Below are 17,846 nucleotides of genomic sequence, written 5' to 3'. Positions count from 1 at the left end.
TCCCGGGCCGACAATCCGCAGACTTGGACGAGACGGAGACCATGAAACGACACATCCATATCGCCCTGCTGGTGGTGCTCGCGCTGACCGGCATCGCGCCGGCGGTGCGGGCGCAGGAAACCCACACCTTCGCCATACGGGACGGCAAGGTGTACCTGGACGGTCGCCCGCTGCCCGAAGACCGGTTGCCGGCCTCGCTCAACCTCGAAGGGCTGCAGGCCAACCTGACCTTCTCCGGCAACAGCCAGGCCGTCATGGAGATCAACGGCATCCTCTACCTGATCGACGCCGGCGGCCTGCGTGAGGTAAGGGACGAGGAGGCGGAAGAACGGGGCGTGGCTGTGTTTTTCAAACCGTCCGGCCAGTTCGAGTTCATCGCACCCGCCGACGCGCCGTTCGGCGTCATGCACCGGCAGTACGTGGAGGCCCTGAGCAGCCGGGCGCGGTCCCTGCAGGCGCTCAGCAACGAGATGGAACAGCGGCAGGCCCGGGAGCTCGACCGGGTGCTCCGGCAGGCTCGCGACGACGCCGAAGCCGCCGCCCGCGCCGCCGATGCACTGCCGCGCATCGAGTTGCAGAGCTATCTCGACGACGTCCGCCGGTACGACCACCACCTCTTCGAGCGCCTCATGCGCGAGCAGCAGATGGAGGGCGAGACCCAGCGCCTGGCCGCGGAGATCCGGTCCCTTCCGGAAGGCAGGCGCCGCACGACCCTGGTCGAACAGCTGCGGGCCCGGCTCGCCGAGATCTTCGAACTCAAGCAGGAGAACCGCCGCCGCGAAATCGCACAGCTCGAAGCCCAGCTTCAGACCCTGCGCGAGCGCATGAACGAGCGCGAACGCCTGCGCGAGCGCATTATCGAACAGCGCCTGCATGAACTGCTCGGCCGGCCGAGTCCCTTCGACTGGTAAGCAAACCCGCCGCAATTCCCGCGAACAATCGACCGTACCGCCATGGCACCGTCAGCATACTATCCCCGTCTGCTCGGGCTGCTCTTTCTGGCCGGCAGCCTGACCCTGCCCGCCGTCGCGCAAGACACGGAAGCCGATACGGACACCCTCCGCCTCAAACGAGGTCCCCTCACCCTCCGCGTGGAGGACGGCAAGGTGTATCTCAACGGGGCGGAAGTCGACGAGGGAACCACCATCATTGTCATGGAAGACGACGGAGCTCGCCGGATCGTGCGGCTCAGGGGCTCCGGTGACCTTCCGGATCTGGTCGAAGTGTGGAGGCGAAGCGCGCCTGAGGTGGACGTCGAGGTGCTTCGGGACCGGATCGAGCGCCGCACGCCCGAGGAACGCGCCTTCTTCTTCCACCGGGACGAGGGAAGGCCCATGCGGTGGTTCGATGGGCCCGGAGAGTATGAATACCGGTTCTTCTACGGGGTGCCGGATGAGGATGATTTCGACGCCGTGCTCGAAGCCCCGGGGCGCATCCGGGATGAAGAAGTGATGCGCCTCGAACGGGAAGCACGGCAACTGGCCCGCGAGCTGCGCCGCGCCGAAGGGGCGGAACGCAAACGGCGCGAGGACGAGCTCCGCAAGAAGCTGGAGGCGATCTTCGAGCGTAAGATGCAACTCAGCCAGGAGCGCCTGGACGCCCTGCAGGAAGAGCTGGAAGAAGCCCGTGAACGGCTCGAAGCCCGTCGCCGTGCGCGCAGCGAGATCATCGAACGGCGCCTGAAGGAACTGCTCGGCGAGCGGGACCTCTATGCCTGGTAGGCGTGGAAGGCCGGGGCGCCGTGCAACGGATCCGGCAAGATCTTCCAGGCCGGGGTGACGGAAGGGTCTTCGTCCTGAACCGGACGGAGGCCCTTTTTTCGGGGCATTCCCCCTCGAGGCGGGCGTGCCCGCGCGGTATGGCGCGATTGTGCGGAAAAATCCCTATTTTTCGGCCGTTCATGCGCGGGAATGTGAAGGGCCGGATGTCGGGCACTTTCTTTGAGGCAGGATGAGGAGATGGACCGGATAGGACGATCGCATGATGGGAGCACGTGACAGAGAAAGCCGGTTGCGGCGGTGGGGCCTTACGGCGTTGTTGGCGCTGTTGGTCCCGGTATCGTGGGCATCGCCGGCCGTCGAGCGGGTGTCGTTCACGCCCCGCGCCGACGGGCAGGGCTACGTCGTTCGTATCCATACGAGCGAGACCATCGTCGCCTACAGCGAGCCGCTGCGGTCCGGCGACGATGTCCTCGAACTGATCCTGTTCAACACCGGGCTTGCAGCCGCTTGCCGGAAAGATCCCCCGCAGGGGCCCGTTCGGGCCTATGAACTGGTGCAGAAGGGGCAGCACCTGCACCTGCGCTTCTCGCTTGCCGACCCGCAGGTCGTCCCGAGGGTTTACCGGGATCGTGAAACGACCGACCTGCTGCTTGGCCTGACCACGCCGGAGGTTTCCGGGCCGGTGGCGCGCCACGTGGAGCCGGCCTCCGATGCACGCGAGCGATGGCGCCTCGATACCATCGTCATCGACCCCGGGCACGGGGGGCGGGATACCGGCGCCATCGGGGCCGGTGGGCTGCGGGAGAAGGACCTCGTGCTCGCCGTGGCACGCAAGCTCGGGCAATACCTGGAAGAGCGGCTCGGCGTCCGGGTGGTCTACACCCGCGAGGACGATCGCTTCATCCCCCTGAAGGAACGCGGCCACATGGCCAATGAGGCCGGGGGCAAGCTCTTCATCTCGCTCCACGCCAACGCTTCCCGCAACCGGAGCGCCCGTGGCACGGAAACCTATTTTCTGGGGATGCACAAGACCGCCGCCGCCCGTGCCGTGATGGAGCGGGAAAACAGCGTGATCCGCTTCGAGGAAGATCAGGAGCACTACAAAAACTTCGACGAGCGCGACCTGATTCGGATGCAGCTCATACAGAGTGCCTACATGCGCCAGAGCGAGTACCTGGCCGGGCTGGTCGAACAGCAGTTTGCCGAACGGGTGGGGCGCAAAAGCCGGGGGGTCAAACAGGCCGGGTTCTACGTGCTCTGGAGCGCCTCGATGCCGGCCCTGCTCGTTGAACTCGGCTTTATCTCAAATCCGGAAGAAGCCGCTTTTTTGCGTAGCGAAGACGGGCAGGCTTACATGGCAAGTGCTATCTTCAGAGCCGTCCGCGCCTTCAAGCATGACTACGAAAAGGGACTGCACCTCGTCTCGGCCCAGTGATCGACGGGGCGGGGCAGCCCGTTCCAGAATCCCCATGAACGTGCCCGAGGCACTGCGTGAAGCAGTGCGTACCATTCCCGACTTTCCCCGGCCCGGCATCCAGTTCAAGGACATCACGCCGCTCCTGGCCCGGCCGGACCTGCTGCGTGAGGCGGTGCGGTTGCTGGCCGCTCCCTTCGAGGAGACGGGCGTCACCCGCGTCGTGGCCATCGAGGCGCGGGGCTTCATCCTCGGGAGCATGCTGGCCCAGCACCTCGGCGCGGGCTTCGTGCCGGTGCGCAAGGCCGGCAAACTGCCGTATCGGACCGTACAGGAAACGTATGCGCTGGAGTACGGCACCGATACCATCGAGATGCACGTCGACGCGCTCGGGCCCGGCGACCGGGTGCTGATCCACGACGACGTCATCGCCACGGGCGGCACGGCGGCAGCGACCACCCGGCTCGTGCAACGCGCCGGCGCCGGCGTCGTCGGCTGTGCCTTCCTGATCGAACTCGGCTTCCTCGAAGGACGTACCCGCCTCGATGGCAACGTGCCCGTTCATGCCGTGCTGCGCTTCTGAGCTTCACCCACCCGGACCCAACCCTGCCCCGTGACCCCGATGCAAACGACGTGTTCGGTTCTTCGCTTTCCGGTCCTTGCCGTGCTGGCGCTCCTTCTCCTTACCGGCTGCGACTCGGTCGGTGAGGAGGGCGGAACCATCGTCCTGCGCCCGGAGGTGTCCGAAGATGCCGAAGGCCGCGACATCGGCTTCCGCTTCGTGTCGGACGGTTTCCCGGTCGGACAACTGCGCGACGTGAGCTGCGACTGCGAGGTCGATCTCGGCCCGTTCTTGCAGGACCAGGGTTTTTCGAAAGCCGACCTCGTCTCGGCGCGGCTGGAATCGGCCCGGCTGGTGATGCTCTTCCCGATCGACGAGCAGTTCGATTTCCTCGATCAGGCGATCCTCAAGTTCGAGGCGGACGGGCTTTCGGCCACCGAGGTGGCGAACCGGAGCGGCTTTCCGGCGGCCCGGGAAGCCACGCTGAACGTGCTGCCGAACCGGGATGTGACGGCCTTCCTGACCCGCAACGATTTCGAGGTGATCCTGCAGATCAACGCCCGGGAACTGGTGCCGTCGGAAGAGTATGAGATGGCCCTCGTGATGACGTTCCGGCTCGAAGTGGAGGGACTCTGAGACAGCGTTCGGCCCTTCAGCGGACGGCCACGCACGAGATCTCGACGCGTGCGCCCCGGGGCAGGGCCGCCACCTGAACGGCTTCGCGCGCCGGCGGGGCCTCGCTGAAGTACCGGGCGTAGATCTCATTCACCTGGGCGTAGTCGTTGATGTCGGTCAGATAGACCGTGCAGCGCACCACATGCCGGTAGTCCATGCCGGCGGCTTTCAGTACCGCGCCCAGGTTTTCGAGGACCCGCTCGGTCTCGGCTTCGATGCCTTCATCGATGAGGTGCCCGGTCTTGGGATCGATGGCGATCTGGCCGCTGCAGTACAGCGTGTTACCGATCAGCACCGCCTGGCTGTAGGGCCCGATGGCCGCCGGGGCCAGCGGGGTCTTGATGCGGGAACGGGTGCTCGGGGCAGCTTGGCGAGGCATAGACGTTCAGGGGGTCCATTACGTTACGACGGACGTAACTTCCGCTGTGCCCGGTATGAAAACAAACGAATATTGTTTTAATATCCGGTGCCGGCTTGCCGGTGTGAGCCTGTCCTTCCACGCTCTGAAATCGTTTTTTCATGGATCTAGGTATCAGGGACCGTATCGCTTTCGTGGCGGGGGCCAGCCGTGGCCTCGGCCGGGCCGTCGCCCTGGAACTGGCGCGCGAGGGCTGCCGCGTGGCGGTCTGTTCACGCGACCCCGGGCGCATCGAAGAGGCGGCCACCTACATCCGGGAGGCCGCCGGCATCTCGTGGGAGCACGTCCTCCCGGTCGCCTGCGACGTGACCGACGAGGCGCAGATCGAGGAAGCCATGCTGCGGACCGTCGGGCACTTCGGCGGTTTGCACATCCTCGTCACGAACGCGGGCGGGCCGCCGGCCGGCTTCGTGGACGACTTCGACGCGGCGCAGTGGCGGGCCGCGCTCGAGCTCAACCTGATGAGCACGATCAACCTGTGCCGTCACGCCCTGCCGCATCTGCGCAAGGCTGCCGCCGGGGACGGGCTGGCCCGCATTCTCATGATCACCTCCGTCTCGGCCAAAGAGCCCATCCCGAACCTCTACCTGTCCAACGTGGCGCGGGCGGGGGTGCAGGGGTTTGCCAAGAGCCTGGCGCTGGAGCTGGGACCGGAGGGCATCACGGTCAACACCATCTTGCCGGGCTATACGCGCACGGACCGGCTGGTCGAGCTGGCCGAGGCCATCCGGGCACGGACGGGCAGCTCGGTCGAGGAGATCGAGCGGGGATGGGCCGAGGCCAACGCGCTCCGGCGCATCGGCACGGAGGCGGAGTTTGCCGCCGCCGCGGCTTTTCTGGTCAGCGCGCGCGCCGGCTACATCACCGGCACGGCGCTCGTCGTCGACGGCGGGCGGGTGAAGCACCTGCTCTGAGGCCGGCCGCGGGGCATGCCCGGGGCACGCACGCTCGCCCCGAACTCCAGGGCGTGAAATATTCGGCGCCATACGCATCACGCTGGTTTTTTTTGTGTTCGGGAGCAGGCAATTGCGTATCATGGAGCATCCCTGATCTGGATTTCGACAACCGGAGCGCCATCGAGTCGTGGCGGGCATACCGGCCGTAATCCATGCTGTGCTGGGAGGATTCACCTCATCCGCTCACGCAGGCCGTGTCACGCGGTCCATAGCTCTCCCGCCCATGCAATTCAAAGTGGAAGCCAGTGCCCTGAACCTGCGCTCGGAGCCGGTCGTCCGTGCGGCGACGCGTCTTGCGGTGCTGCCGCACGGGCACGAAGTGACCCGGCTGGAAGATGCCGGCGGCGGCTGGTGGAAGGTGGCAACGAACTTCCGGGGAAGCCGGCTCGAAGGGTTCGTCGCGCATCGTTTCCTCACGCCGCTCGCGGATTTCACCGTGCCGCCGCCCCGGCAGGCCATCTCGGCGGTGCACCTGGCCGAGAACCGCCCGGACATCACACGCGACCGTGACGGCGGGCGGGCCTTTCCGCTGGGTGAGACGCCCCGTCCCTCCCGCCGCCCCCGTGCCACCCCCGCCGAGCAGGCCGCCGACCTGGGGGGCATCGTGGCGTGGCTCGACGTCGAGCGCCGGGTGCGCTACCTGCCGAAGGCGGCCACCACGTTTTGCAACATCTATGCCTGCGACTACTGCTACCTGGCCGGGGTCTATCTGCCCCGGGTGTGGTGGCGCCCGGGAGCCATCGCGGCGCTGGCGGCGGGCCGGGAGGTCATCCCGCGCTACGGCGAGACGATCCACGAACTCAACGCGAACAGCCTCTACGACTGGCTGGACGACTTCGGCCCGCAGTTCGGATGGAAACGGGTCTTTGACCTGACGACGTTGCAGGAGGCTGCCAATGCGGGGGGCATCGGGCTCATCTGTGCCCAGCGCAGGAACCTCAACTTTTCGGGGCACATCTGCGTGGTCGTGCCCGAGCGTAACGGTCACCGGGCACGGCGGGAACCGGACGCGTCACGCGTCCGAGAAGGCGATGGCACCACGCCCATCGTGCGTGCACCGCTGCAGAGCCAGGCAGGCCGCACCAACTTTCGTTACGGCACCCCCGTCTGGTGGACCTCCACCCGGTTCCGTGCCTTCGGGTTCTGGGTGGCCGCGTGACGCGGCCACCCAGCTTGATGGGCTGCCGGGCGATGGGACATCACCCTGCCCGTCCGGGACGCGGCCGCCGACCCCCTCGTGTAACGCCGGGCGGGGACGGGGCAACCCAACCCTGTGTGTGCTCTCGCTGCCCGGATCACGGATCATCCATGAGGTGCCGGACGAAAAGCAGGTGGTACTGGCTCCTGGCCGGCCTGGTGCTCGCCGGGTGTGCGCGGGAGCCGGCCGGAACGCCTTCGTCAGACCGGGGCGCGGCGGTCTCCGCCGATACCGCCGTGGCCGAAGCCGTCGGGCAAACCTACGAGGCCACCGGCGTAGTCCGAAACATCACCCCGAGCCGGGACTTCATCGTCATCGAACACGAGGCCATCCCCGGCTTCATGGATGCCATGACCATGCCCTTCGCCCTGCACGACACGACCCTCGTCGCGGGCATCGCGCGGGGGGACCGGGTGCGCTTCGACCTCATCGTCGAAAACGACCGGGTCTATGTTCGCCGTATCGAGAAGGTGCGGGAATAATGCGGCCTTCTCCGTTGTCCTTGAAAAGACCTGACCGGCGATCTGGACGCGTGACGCGTCCATACCGGCTGCCTTCGTAGTTGCCAAGGGATGTGGGGGAGCGCTACGGGCCGTTCGCCGGTCAGGTCCCTTTTTTTGTCCCTGTCAGCGCGGGTCGAGCGGGGCAAACGCCGGGGTGATCTTCTCGTCGATGCCGAGGAAGATGAAGTGGTCGAAGTAGTAGTGGATCAGCAGGAACGAGAGGACGACGCTGTAGAAGGCGAAGTAATGCTGGTCGCTGTAGACCTGGTCGTGCAGGAGGGAGCCCATCATCTGGCCGGTTTCGAACCAGCCGAAGTGGACGACGAGGCCCAGCGTGGCCAGGAAGAGGACACCGGCGCCGAGGGTGAAGGCCAGGCACATGCCGTAGAGCTTGAACCCGCTGCCGGAGATCTTCTGCACCATGCGCGAGCTCATCAGCCCGCGCCGGGCCCGCAGCCGGTTCAGGTAGAGCACGACGGCCAGGTACTGGAACGAGTGCCAGACGTTGAGGCCCTGAAAGGCCACATCCAGGTTTTCGAGCGTGGGTGTGATCAGGAAGAGCCCGGTCGCCACCGCCATGTGGAGCGTTTTCGGGCCGTGAAAGAGCCCGTGCCGGTATTCCCACACGGTCTTGACGAGGAAGGCCGCCAGGAAGCCGAGGAACAGCACCCAGACGACGTAAGGGAGCCACTCCATCCGGAGAAAGTCGGGGAAGAGGAGGGTGCGCCCGCCGGTTTCGAACTGGCTGTGGATCAGCTTGCTGGTGGCGATGGGGTAGAGGGAGGTGAAGAGCAGGCCGTAGTCGATGATGCGGGAGGTCCATCGCCAGCCGCGCGGGTCCTTCATCCGGTAGGCGTCGGCCACGTAGGCGGCCTGGTGGATGACGTGCACCGAGGCCCAGAAGAAGAAGATCGTTACGAGCAACGTCAGGTTGAGGACGGCCAGCGTGACGATGAGGACCGGCAGCAGGTAGGCGCCCCGGGCATAGACCGGATAGCGCCGGCGGAAGTCCGGTTCCATGAGCGTCATCGTGTAGGTTGCGAACAGGTGCGGCCCGCCGATGAGCATCGTCACGATCAGGTCGACGTAGATGTTGCTCTGCAGAAAGGCGTGGCTGATGTGGGGAAACACCAGCAGGACGGACGAGAAGATGATGAAGGTCAGGTCGTAGAAGGGGCTCACCAGCCAGATGTCGCGCCGGTCGAGGCGCGGTATGGTGGGCGAGAGGGCGATGGATGGTTGTAGCGTGGCCATGATCGGGGCAAGCTTAGGTGAAGAAGGCGGGAGATCCTTCCCCAAGCGCCATACGGCACGCCTGGGATGACCGGATACCGCCGCGCCGGATCTGCCGGGCGTATGGCATCCGAGATACACACGGCATGAGGGTAGCGGGGCGGCACGGGTTCCGGGAGTCGGTTCAGAGGATGAACGTCCAGCCGTCGCCGGTCCGCAGCTCGATGCGTTCGGGCACCAGGACACCGTCCGAACGCACCCGCCCGCGGGCACGGACGGTGCGGGACATGTAGTCGGCCAGGACCTGGCCGTTGGTGAGCAGGATCCAGACCTTGCCTCCCGGATCGCCGCCGGTGAGCACGGCCACCGGGAATCCCATGCGGGCACAGAAGCGGGCACAGCCGGGTCCCGCTTGCCCCTCGGGCACGGGCGAAGGGTGGTCTGGACCGATGTTCTGCGGATCGCCGGCGAAACAGTTGGTATCCACCAGCAACCCGACGACTTCAAGGGAATCCCCGGGCTGGTAAACGGGCTCGGTTTTTTGCTCCGGGGAAGGTTGCGGATCACAGGCAACCACGGCAGCGAACAACGCCGTGACGAGGGCAATAAAGCAAAACCGTCGCATAACGTCAATCAGGCCGGGAGATCCAGGCCGGTGGAACGCGGTGAGGGAGGGGAGAAAAATACAAAAAGGGGTGATCCGCCAGGGATCCCCCTTTTTGAGTCGGGCACGGGGCGGTGGTTACATCATCGTGCCGGGGGTCACGTCTTTCCACTTGCCGTTCTCCTTGACCTCGACCTTGCTGGCGATGATGCCGCCGTCGAAGACCAGGTCGCCGGTGACGCGGGCCTCCTTGGCCATGTGGTCCTTCAGGGCGTTGGCCGGCGTGATGAGGACATAGGTTTTGCCGTCTTTGGTGAGAACCCCGGCGGGGATGCCCATGCCGGCGCAGGCGGTGGCGCAGTTCGGCATGTCCATCGTCTTGCCGTCTTTCTGTACCTTGTGGGTGTTGGAGACGTTCATGTCCGCCTTGCCCATCGCGACGGCCATGCCGTAACACTTCGTGTCGACCAGCGTTCCCTCGACCGTGACAGGCCGGGGAGCCGGCTCGAAGGTGGCAGCGACGACGAAGACGACCGCTACCAGCAGGGGAAACAGCTTTTTCATGGGTACCTCCTTGAAGATGGTTGAGCGGGGAAAAGCTTCCATGGGGTAAGAGCACGTGAGCGGGGTGGAAGGACTCACGTGGATTCATTCTTGCGTGCCCCGGGGGGCATCTGCATTACGCGCGGGTATTTCCCTTTGCAAAAACTTCATAGTTCTGGTGGCCTGCGGAGGCCGTTTGGCGGCACAAGGGTATCGCAAATCCATGGAAAAGCCTTTTTCTTTTTGCATCCCGCCCTGAATGACTGCGTCGAGCCTTCGTGGAAGCCGGCGCGGTGAAGGGTTCTCTTGCCCCGTCCTGTTCGATGCGTTCGAAGCCATTATGCCCCAGAAAGCCCGGGAGAGGAAGACCGATTCGCTGGAGATGAGCCCGGCTATCGGAACGGAGGTGGAGCGGGAGGGCGTGGAAGCGGCTTCGACGGTGTATTCACACCACGGGCTGTTGCTGCTGTTCATCTTCATCTGGGGCGGCAACTTTGTGCTGGCGGAGGTGGCCCTGCGCGAGATGGCGCCGATCTCGTTCAGCGTCTCACGTTTCGTGATGGGGGCCGTGGCCTTGTTGCTGCTGCTCTACGGGCAGGGCTACGTGCGGGCGCGGCGCAACGGTACCGGGATGCGGCTTTTTCCCCGGGTCGCCCGGAAGGACTGGCCGCGGCTTTTCTGGGTGTCCGTGCTGGGGGCGACGCTGGCACCCTGGCTGGGCATCGAAGGACTGGGGTTGACGCATGGCGCCCGTGCTTCGTTGTGGCTGGCCCTGGGACCGGCCGTGAGCGCTGCCCTGGGCTATTTCCTGAACACGGAGCGGATCGGGCGGGCAGGGATGACGGGGCTGGTGCTGGCCGGTGTCGGCACGCTGGGGCTGGCGCTCGACGGGCTGGCGCCGGAGCGCAGCTACTGGCTCGGCGACCTCCTGCTGCTGGCCGCCATCACCCTGGCCGCGGCCGAGCTCCACCTGATCAAGCCGCTGGCCGTCTGCTACGGGGCCACGCCCATGGTGGCGGCCCGCACGGCCATCGGAGGGGGGGTTTACCTGCTGGTGGCCTCGCCTTCGCTGGCCGGGCAGGCCTGGCTCTCGCTCGGCGCGTGGACGTGGGTGGCCATCGTGCTCGGCGGCGGCATCGGGGTGGGCGTCGGGCAGTGGGTGAAGGTGCGTGCCCTGCACAGCCTCGGGCCGACCCGCGTGGTGCTCTACGGCAACCTGGTGCCGCTGGCCGCCCTGCTGCTGGCCTGGCTCACCATCGGTACCGTGCCCACGGTGCTCGAGGTCGTCGCCGGGTTGCTGATCGTCGGGGGAGCCATCCTGGTCCAGGTCGTCGACGCCCCGCAGGACCTCTCGCGCACCGTCGAGGCGGAGCCGGCCGGCACCTCGGGCCTCTAGCCCGGACCGCTTCGGCGGACGCGCGGCGGTGCATCCGGGCCGGCGAGAAGGGACGTGGAATTGCCTCAATCTTCCCTTTCATCCGTCGGGTCAAAGTCGTAACCTCCCTGCCGGTTTTTCACGGGGTCTTTCATCCGGTCGGAGAACGCATGGGATGTCCTTTCAGGGCCGTATGCCTCTGCCTCGGCTTCATGGGGTTCGGGGTGCTGGGAACGCCTCCGGCGCAGGCCCAGACCGCCACCCTGCGCGGGTTCGTGACCGACGCCTCCGACGGCCAGCCGCTGCCGGGCGTCAACGTGGTGCTGGCGGGCACGGGCGACGCGCGTTATGGCACGGCTACCGATAACGACGGCTTCTACGTCCTCTCGCGCCTGGCGCCGGGCACGTACACCCTCCGGGCCACCTTCATCGGGTTCGATCCCTATGAAGAGACGATCACGCTGGCGGCCGGCGAGGTGCAAACCCGGAACTTTGCGATGTCGGAAACCCGGACCCGGCTCGACGAGGTCGTCGTCGAGAGCGAGCGCGAGACGGCGGGTGCCGCCAACGTGACGGCAGGCCTGCAGACGATCCGACCGGCGGACATCGAGGTGATCCCGGCCCCCGACGTCTCCGCCGACCTGGTCAACTACCTGACGGCCCTGCCCGGCATCGTTTCCCAGGGCGATCAGGGCGGGCAACTCTTCATCCGGGGGGGAGAGCCCACCCAGAACCTGGTGCTGCTCGACGGCATGCTCATCTACCAGCCCTTTCACGTGCTGGGCTTCTTTTCGGCTTTTCCCTCGGAAATCGTCGGCTCGGCGGATGTCTACGCCGGCGGCTATGGCGGGCGCTACGGGGGGCGGCTCTCGTCAGTGATCGACGTCTCGGCCAGAACGGGGAACAAGCAGCGGTGGGCCACGGCCGTCTCGGCGGCGCCGTTCGTCAGCTCGGCCCGGCTCGAGGGGCCGCTCTGGCCCGGGCGTGTCTCGCTGCTGGCCTCGGCCAGGCAGTCGGTCATCGAACAGGGGGCCGAACGGCTGGTGGACCGGCCCCTGCCTTTCCGCTTCGGAGACTTCTTCGCCAAGATCCACGCGAACCTGAGCGAGGGGGCCCAGCTGTCCGTCACCGGCCTGCATACGGACGACGAGGGACGCCTCGGGATCGATCCGGTGGCCGGCGTGGCCGATGAGGATCAGGTGGGGTGGACGAACGATGCCGTCGGCGCACGCCTGATCTTCCTCCCGGCCAACCTGCCCATCTTTGCCGAGTTCGTCACCTCGTATTCCCGGCTGGAGAATGATTTCGGCCCCGAAGCCCGCCCGGTCCGCACCACCTCGGTAGGACGGTTCAACTTTCAGGCGAACGTCACGCACTATGCGGGCAACCTCGATGTGAACTGGGGCCTGTTTCTGAGCACGCTCTCGCTCAGCAGCCGGCTGGACGGGCAGTTTCAGAACCTGAACCTGAAGGACGAGTCCGTGACGGAGGCCGGCCTTTACTTCGAACCGGAGTACCGGGTCGGCAGCGGGCTGCGGGTGCAACCGGCCCTGCGGGTGCACGCTTTTCCGAGCAAGAGCCGCACCTTCCTCGAACCGCGCCTGCGGGTGGTGTGGAACCGGGGCCTGCACCGCTTCAGCGGTGCCGTGGGGCTGTACCATCAGGAGATCGCCGGCCTGGCCGACCGCCGGGACGCCGGCGACGTGTTCACCGTCTGGACCGCCTCGCCGCTGGGCCTGGTGCCGGAAGCCTGGCACTTCATCGCCGGGTGGAACGTCCGGCCCGCCCCGTGGCTGGGCTTTTCCCTCGAAGGGTTCTACAAGCGGCTCTCGAACCTGGTGGTCCCCGAGTGGACGGCCTTCCCGCGCTTCACGACGAACCTGCAGCAGGCCGGCGGAACGGCGCTGGGCGGGGACGTGCGCCTCGAAGTCGGCACCGGGCCCTTCTACGGGATGGCGAGCTACGGCTATTCGAAAGTGACCTACGAGACCCGGATCCCGGCCCTGCAGCTCCTCACCGGCGAGCCGTCCGTCTCCTATGACCCGCCGCATGACCGCCGGCATCAGGTCAACCTGACGGCAAGCCTCACCCTGGCCGGCTTCACCCTCAACACCCGCTGGCAGTTCGGCTCCGGCCTGCCCTTCAACCGCTCCATCGGCTTCGATCGTTTCGTGTTGCTGGACAGCCTCGTCAACGTCACCGAGGTGCCGGGCACCGAGCGGGTTCTCTACCAGCGCCCCTACACGGGACGCCTGCCGGCTTACCACCGGCTCGACGTGTCGCTGGACCGCGCCTTCCGCCTGCAGCCACACGTCTTCCTGACCGTGCAGGCCGGCGTCATCAACCTCTACGACCGGCGTAACCTGTTCTACTTCGACCTGTTCACGCTGCGCCGTGTCGATCAGCTGCCCCTGCTGCCCACCTTCGGTCTCAAGCTCGAAGTGCATTGATGAACAGCCCTGTGTGCTTCCAACGCCGGTTTCTCGGGCCGCTCCTCCTGCTGGTGCTGCTGCCGGCGGGCTGTGACGACACCGTCAACCCGTTCGAGGAAGAGGACCGGTATTTCACCCTCTTCGGCTTCCTCGACACGGCCGCCGACACCCAGTTCGTGCGGGTGATTCCCCTGCGTACGACCCTGCTGCCGGAAGGCCCCGAGCCGCTCGACGTGCACGTGACCACCACGGCCCTGCCGGACGGGCGGGTGCAGGTATGGCGGGATTCGGTCATCCAGTATGCCGACGGCTCCTTCGGTCATGTCTTCTACGCGCCGATGCAGGTCTTTCCGTCCTGGACCTATCGCTTCGAGGTGCGGCGCGCCGACGGGGCCACGACGACGGCGGAGACCACCGTGCCGCCGGCGACGAACGTGCGCGTCGCACCGCCGGCCGGGCTGTCGAGGCCGGAGCAGACGGTCCTCTGGGAAGGGATCGACTTTCCGCCGTTTCGCGTCGAGGTGTGGTACCGGTTTGCCAGCTTTCCGCCGACCGAGCCCTTTCGCGAGGTGGTGGTGGTCTATGGCGAGGAGCGTTATGGCCGGAGGGTGGAGGGGGGCTGGCAGGTGAACGTGGCCCTGGCCGAAGACCGCAGGGCCGTTCTGGCGCAGCTGGGCGAACCGCTGACGCTGCTGGGGGTGGGGATGCGCCTGACGATGTCGGATGATCGCTGGCGTCCACCCGGCGGCGTCTTCGATCCCGAACTGCTCGTGCAGCCCGGTACGTTCTCCAACGTCGAGAACGGGTTCGGTTTTCTGGGGGCGGTCAACCAGTTCACGGCCGAGTGGACGTTGCCGGAACCGGTCGTGACGGCGCTGGGGTATGCCTATCCGGGCAAGCGTTTCTGAGGGGACGGGGGCTCATCCTCCGGGAGGCGCGTCAGAGGCAGGTCAGGGCTTCCCCGGTGGGGACCCAGGCCGGGTCGGTGCATTCCGGGATGAGCCGGTTCATGAAGAAGCGCAGGGTGAGGTCCATGTCGCTGCTTTGCCGGCCGGTCAGGAGCAGGTCCAGGTCGCCGTCGCCGTTGTAGTCGGCGAGGCGGGCGTCACCGAAGGCGAGGCCGCTGAAGCCGCGCAGGATCTCGGCCTCGGTGAAGCGGTTGCCGGTGTTTTCGAAGAGGTGGAGGGCCGGGATGCCGAGTGCCCGGTCGAGGCCGATGGCGAGCAGGTCGAGGTCGCCGTCGTTGTCGATGTCGCCCCAGCGGGCTTTGCCGGCCAGCCAGCCTTTCAGGCCGGCCTGGATGTCCGTGAGGAGGCCCGGGCCGTCGTTGCGGTAGACGCGGGTGACGCCGCGGAGCAGCTCCGGGTCCAGCATGCCGCCGCTGAGGAGCAGGTCGGGGTCGCCGTCGTTGTCGTAGTCCCCCCATTCGAGGGAGCCGAAGGCGACGGGAGGCAGGTCGGCCGGTAGCCGCGTGAAGGTGCCCGCGTCGTTACGGTAGACGGCGGCCATGAATTGCCCGTTTGCGCGTGCGCCGGAGAGGGCCAGGTCCAGGTCGCCGTCGCCGTCGAGGTCGCCCCAGGCGGCGGCGCTGTGCCGGAGGCCGGGCAGGCCCGTTTCGATGCGTGTGAACGCTCCTCCCTCGTTCCGGAACAGGAGGGTGACGGGTTCCAGGGGCGGTTCGAGGCGGGTGGCGCCGCTGAGGAGCAGGTCGGGGTCGCCGTCGCCGTCGACGTCGGCGCAGGTGGCCTCGCCGTCGTAGACGCCCGGTTCCAGGATCTGGACCTGCGTGCCGAAGCGACCGTCGACGTTCCGGTAGAGGTGGGCGATGGGGATGTTTTCCTTGCCGGAGGCGGTGATGCGTTCGCTGATGCCGGTCAGGAGGATGTCGAGCTTGCCGTCCTGGTCGTAGTCGCACCAGCGGGCGCTGCCCTGGCGCACCGGTGGGACGAGGGTGTTGTTGAGGTTGACGTCGCGCAGCACCTTGGTCGAGACGGTGAAGATGGCCTCGCCGCGCTGGATGTTGAAGGTGGAGTCGTCGGTTCGGTAGACGCGGGTGGTGGCTCCGAGCGTGGCGGTGGCGCCGGTGCCGAAGACGGTCTGACCGGTCAGGAGCAGGTCCAGGTCGCCGTCGCCGTCGAGGTCGCCCCAGTCGAGGGAGCCGAGGCTGACGGCCTTGACGGGATAGGGGATGAGCCAGGGGCGTGGGGGGGCGGCGCGGTGGCCGGGGGCCGTGGCCAGCAGCGCCAGCGCGGCCACGATTCCCAGGGCAGCGGGGACGAGGCGGGAGGGAAAGGGACGGAACGGTATCATGGGCAAAGCGGTGGCCGGGAGGGGGCGGGCTCAGGGTAGCAGGATGACCTTACCGGTGAAGAGCCGGTCGCCGGTGTGCAGTTCGTAGACGTACAGCCCGGCGCCGAGCGGCCGGCCGGTTGCGTCGCGCCCGTCCCATCGGAGGGTATGGGTGCCGGCCTCGGCCGGGCCGTCGTGCAGGGTCGCCACGCGGGCGCCGAGCACGTTGTACACGTGCAGGGTGACCGGCTGCGGGTGCGGCAGCTCCAAGCGGAAGGTGGTGGTCGTGCGGAACGGGTTGGGATGGGCCGGATGAAGGCGGGGGCGGTCCGGAAGCCGGTCGGAGGGGGCGGTGGTCACTCCGGTGGCGGCTTCGACGGTGAAGGTGCCCTCCGTGGCGAAGGCCGAGGCGCGCAGGGCCGGGTCCAGGGCCTGAACGCTCCAGTAATAGGTGCCGCCGGGCAGGTTGCGGAGCGTCCAGGTGGTGTGGTGCGCGACGTTGCCGGGACGGGGCAGGCGCAGGTGGCCGGTGGCGGGGTCGGCCGGGACCGGCAGGACGTCGTGGCCGCCGGGTGCCCGCCCGACGCGCAGGTTGTAGGTGAGGTTGCGGCCTGAAGCCGGTGGATCCCATTGCAGGTGGACGGTGTGGCCCTCGACCGTAGCCTGCAGGGCGGCCGGGGGCGGGGGCGGAGGCGGGATGACCTGCCGCTGGTTTTCGTACAGGTTGGTGAAGGGGAGGCCGGCGGTGCTCAGCCCGGAGGCGAGCAGGTCGAGGTCGCCGTCGCCGTCGTAGTCCCCCCAGTCGGTGGCGGCGAAGATGGCGCCGATGAAGAAGGTGGCGGTCACGAAGCCGCCGGCTCCATCGTTGCGGAGCAGCCGGGCGGTACGCCGGCCGCCGGCTTCGAAGGCGCCGGAGAGGGCCAGGTCGAGGTCGCCGTCGTCGTCGTAGTCCCCCCAGGCGAGGTGACCGGCGAGGATCCCCGGGAGGTCGTCGTCGGTGGCCTGCAGCGTGCCGCCGTCGTTGCGGTAGAGCCGGGTGGTGCCTTCGAAGAAGCGGAGGGAGAGCCGGCCGCCGGAGAGGGCCAGGTCGAGGTCGCCGTCGTCGTCGTAGTCCCCCCAGGCAAGGGAACCGAAGGCCACGGGTTCGAGGGCCGTGGCCTGTGGTGTGAGCGTTCCTGCGTCGTTGCGGTAGAGCAGGGTGGCAAAGCCGTCGGTTTCCGAGGCGCCGGAGAGGGCCAGGTCGAGGTCGCCGTCGTCGTCGTAGTCCCCCCAGGCGGCGGCTCCGAACGTTCCGCCGCGCAGGTCGTCCCGGGCCAGGGTCAGGGTGCCGCCGTCGTTGCGGTAGAGGAGGCCCCGGTAGCGGCCCGCCGCATCGATCCCGGCCAGGAGCAGGTCGGTGTCCCCGTCGTTGTCATAGTCGGCCGGGGCCACCGCGCCGCTGTGCAGGGGTTCCAGGCCGGCCTCGAGGGGGACGAGGCGGCCGTCGTCGTTTCGGTACAGGAGGGTGACGGGAATGAACGGCGGGGTTTCGGTTCGGCTCCCGGAAAGCACCAGGTCGAGGTCGCCGTCGCCGTCGAGGTCGAACCAGGCCGAGCGGCTGTAGAGCACCGGCGGCAGGCCGGCTCCGGCGTCGGTAAAGCGCACCGTCTCGTCGTCCGACTTGCCGTCGTTGCGGTAGAGCGCCGCGTGCAGCCCGGCCGCCCCCCGGCCCGTGACGACCACGTCGAGGTCGCCGTCGTTGTCGTAGTCGCCCCAGCTGAGAAAGCCCTGCTCGACGTGGGGAAGGGTGTGGCGGACGAGGTCGAAGGTGAACGGCTGGATGACGGGCTGTGCCGTGGCAAGGCCGGTGCCCAGGGCCAGGAGCAGCAGAAAACCGGTGTACCGGTCGTGACGCGGTGCTTTCACGGAGGAGGCCGGTGCAGG

General features: G+C 67.4%; 17 protein-coding genes. 11 read left to right on the top strand and 6 right to left on the bottom strand.

Annotated features, from left to right (window positions below):
- The first annotated feature begins 41 nt into the window (after positions 1-41).
- The 5 genes from GQ464_RS06155 (at position 42) to GQ464_RS06135 (ending at position 4,333) form a co-directional block, all read left to right on the top strand.
- Positions 42-911 carry a hypothetical protein gene (locus GQ464_RS06155; protein ID WP_166980833.1) on the top strand — a complete coding sequence of 290 codons (870 nt, stop codon included), beginning with the start codon at positions 42-44 and terminating at the stop codon, positions 909-911.
- Between the two features lie 42 nt (positions 912-953).
- Complete coding sequence (locus GQ464_RS06150; RefSeq protein WP_166980835.1) at positions 954-1,721, top strand: hypothetical protein; 768 nt, start codon at positions 954-956, stop codon at positions 1,719-1,721.
- Between the two features lie 316 nt (positions 1,722-2,037).
- On the top strand, positions 2,038-3,156 hold the full coding sequence (locus GQ464_RS06145; protein WP_228350659.1) for an N-acetylmuramoyl-L-alanine amidase family protein: 1,119 nt from the start codon (positions 2,038-2,040) through the stop codon (positions 3,154-3,156).
- Between the two features lie 34 nt (positions 3,157-3,190).
- Entirely contained in the window at positions 3,191-3,718 is a 528-nt protein-coding gene (locus GQ464_RS06140; protein WP_166980837.1) for an adenine phosphoribosyltransferase, read from the top strand.
- A 39-nt stretch (positions 3,719-3,757) separates the two neighbouring features.
- Positions 3,758-4,333, top strand: coding sequence for a hypothetical protein (locus GQ464_RS06135; RefSeq protein ID WP_166980839.1), 576 nt, complete (start codon positions 3,758-3,760; stop codon positions 4,331-4,333).
- A gap of 16 nt (positions 4,334-4,349) precedes the next feature.
- On the opposite strand, the gene GQ464_RS06130 is transcribed toward GQ464_RS06135, so the two are convergent.
- Positions 4,350-4,751 carry a RidA family protein gene (locus GQ464_RS06130; protein ID WP_166980842.1) on the bottom strand — a complete coding sequence of 134 codons (402 nt, stop codon included), beginning with the start codon at positions 4,749-4,751 and terminating at the stop codon, positions 4,350-4,352.
- A 140-nt stretch (positions 4,752-4,891) separates the two neighbouring features.
- Between GQ464_RS06130 and GQ464_RS06125 the strand changes: the two genes are divergently transcribed.
- From GQ464_RS06125 to GQ464_RS06115, 3 genes are all read left to right on the top strand, one after another.
- On the top strand, positions 4,892-5,704 hold the full coding sequence (locus GQ464_RS06125) for an SDR family oxidoreductase (protein WP_166980844.1): 813 nt from the start codon (positions 4,892-4,894) through the stop codon (positions 5,702-5,704).
- A gap of 265 nt (positions 5,705-5,969) precedes the next feature.
- Positions 5,970-6,905, top strand: a complete 936-nt coding sequence (locus GQ464_RS06120) for an SH3 domain-containing protein (RefSeq protein WP_166980846.1) — start codon at positions 5,970-5,972, stop codon at positions 6,903-6,905.
- 149 nt (positions 6,906-7,054) lie between these two features.
- Positions 7,055-7,426, top strand: a complete 372-nt coding sequence (locus tag GQ464_RS06115; RefSeq protein WP_166980848.1) for a copper-binding protein — start codon at positions 7,055-7,057, stop codon at positions 7,424-7,426.
- 144 nt (positions 7,427-7,570) lie between these two features.
- Here GQ464_RS06115 and GQ464_RS06110 read toward each other — a convergent pair whose 3' ends face one another.
- The 3 genes from GQ464_RS06110 to GQ464_RS06100 form a co-directional block, all read right to left on the bottom strand.
- Entirely contained in the window at positions 7,571-8,701 is a 1,131-nt protein-coding gene (locus tag GQ464_RS06110; RefSeq protein WP_166980850.1) for a hypothetical protein, read from the bottom strand.
- A 163-nt stretch (positions 8,702-8,864) separates the two neighbouring features.
- A complete protein-coding gene (locus tag GQ464_RS06105; RefSeq protein ID WP_228350658.1) occupies positions 8,865-9,305 on the bottom strand; it encodes a hypothetical protein in 441 nt (146 codons plus the stop codon).
- 117 nt (positions 9,306-9,422) lie between these two features.
- Positions 9,423-9,848: a hypothetical protein gene (locus tag GQ464_RS06100; protein ID WP_166980854.1), complete on the bottom strand. Its 426-nt coding sequence runs from the start codon at positions 9,846-9,848 to the stop codon at positions 9,423-9,425.
- A gap of 319 nt (positions 9,849-10,167) precedes the next feature.
- Between GQ464_RS06100 and GQ464_RS06095 the strand changes: the two genes are divergently transcribed.
- The 3 genes from GQ464_RS06095 (at position 10,168) to GQ464_RS06085 (ending at position 14,542) form a co-directional block, all read left to right on the top strand.
- Positions 10,168-11,223, top strand: coding sequence for a DMT family transporter (locus GQ464_RS06095; protein ID WP_166980856.1), 1,056 nt, complete (start codon positions 10,168-10,170; stop codon positions 11,221-11,223).
- Between the two features lie 149 nt (positions 11,224-11,372).
- Entirely contained in the window at positions 11,373-13,652 is a 2,280-nt protein-coding gene (locus GQ464_RS06090) for a TonB-dependent receptor (RefSeq protein ID WP_166980859.1), read from the top strand.
- Positions 13,652-14,542, top strand: a complete 891-nt coding sequence (locus GQ464_RS06085) for a hypothetical protein (protein ID WP_228350657.1) — start codon at positions 13,652-13,654, stop codon at positions 14,540-14,542. The genes GQ464_RS06090 and GQ464_RS06085 overlap by 1 nt, the downstream gene beginning before the upstream one ends.
- Positions 14,543-14,573: 31 nt before the next feature.
- On the opposite strand, the gene GQ464_RS06080 is transcribed toward GQ464_RS06085, so the two are convergent.
- Positions 14,574-15,944, bottom strand: coding sequence for an FG-GAP repeat domain-containing protein (locus GQ464_RS06080; protein ID WP_166980863.1), 1,371 nt, complete (start codon positions 15,942-15,944; stop codon positions 14,574-14,576).
- 30 nt (positions 15,945-15,974) lie between these two features.
- Positions 15,975-17,828 carry a fibronectin type III domain-containing protein gene (locus tag GQ464_RS06075; RefSeq protein WP_166980865.1) on the bottom strand — a complete coding sequence of 618 codons (1,854 nt, stop codon included), beginning with the start codon at positions 17,826-17,828 and terminating at the stop codon, positions 15,975-15,977.
- Positions 17,829-17,846 lie beyond the last annotated feature (18 nt).

This window comes from Rhodocaloribacter litoris, assembly GCF_011682235.2.
Taxonomy (GTDB): Bacteria; Bacteroidota; Rhodothermia; order Rhodothermales; family ISCAR-4553; genus Rhodocaloribacter; species Rhodocaloribacter litoris.
This window is presented reverse-complemented; position numbering and strand designations above follow the sequence as displayed.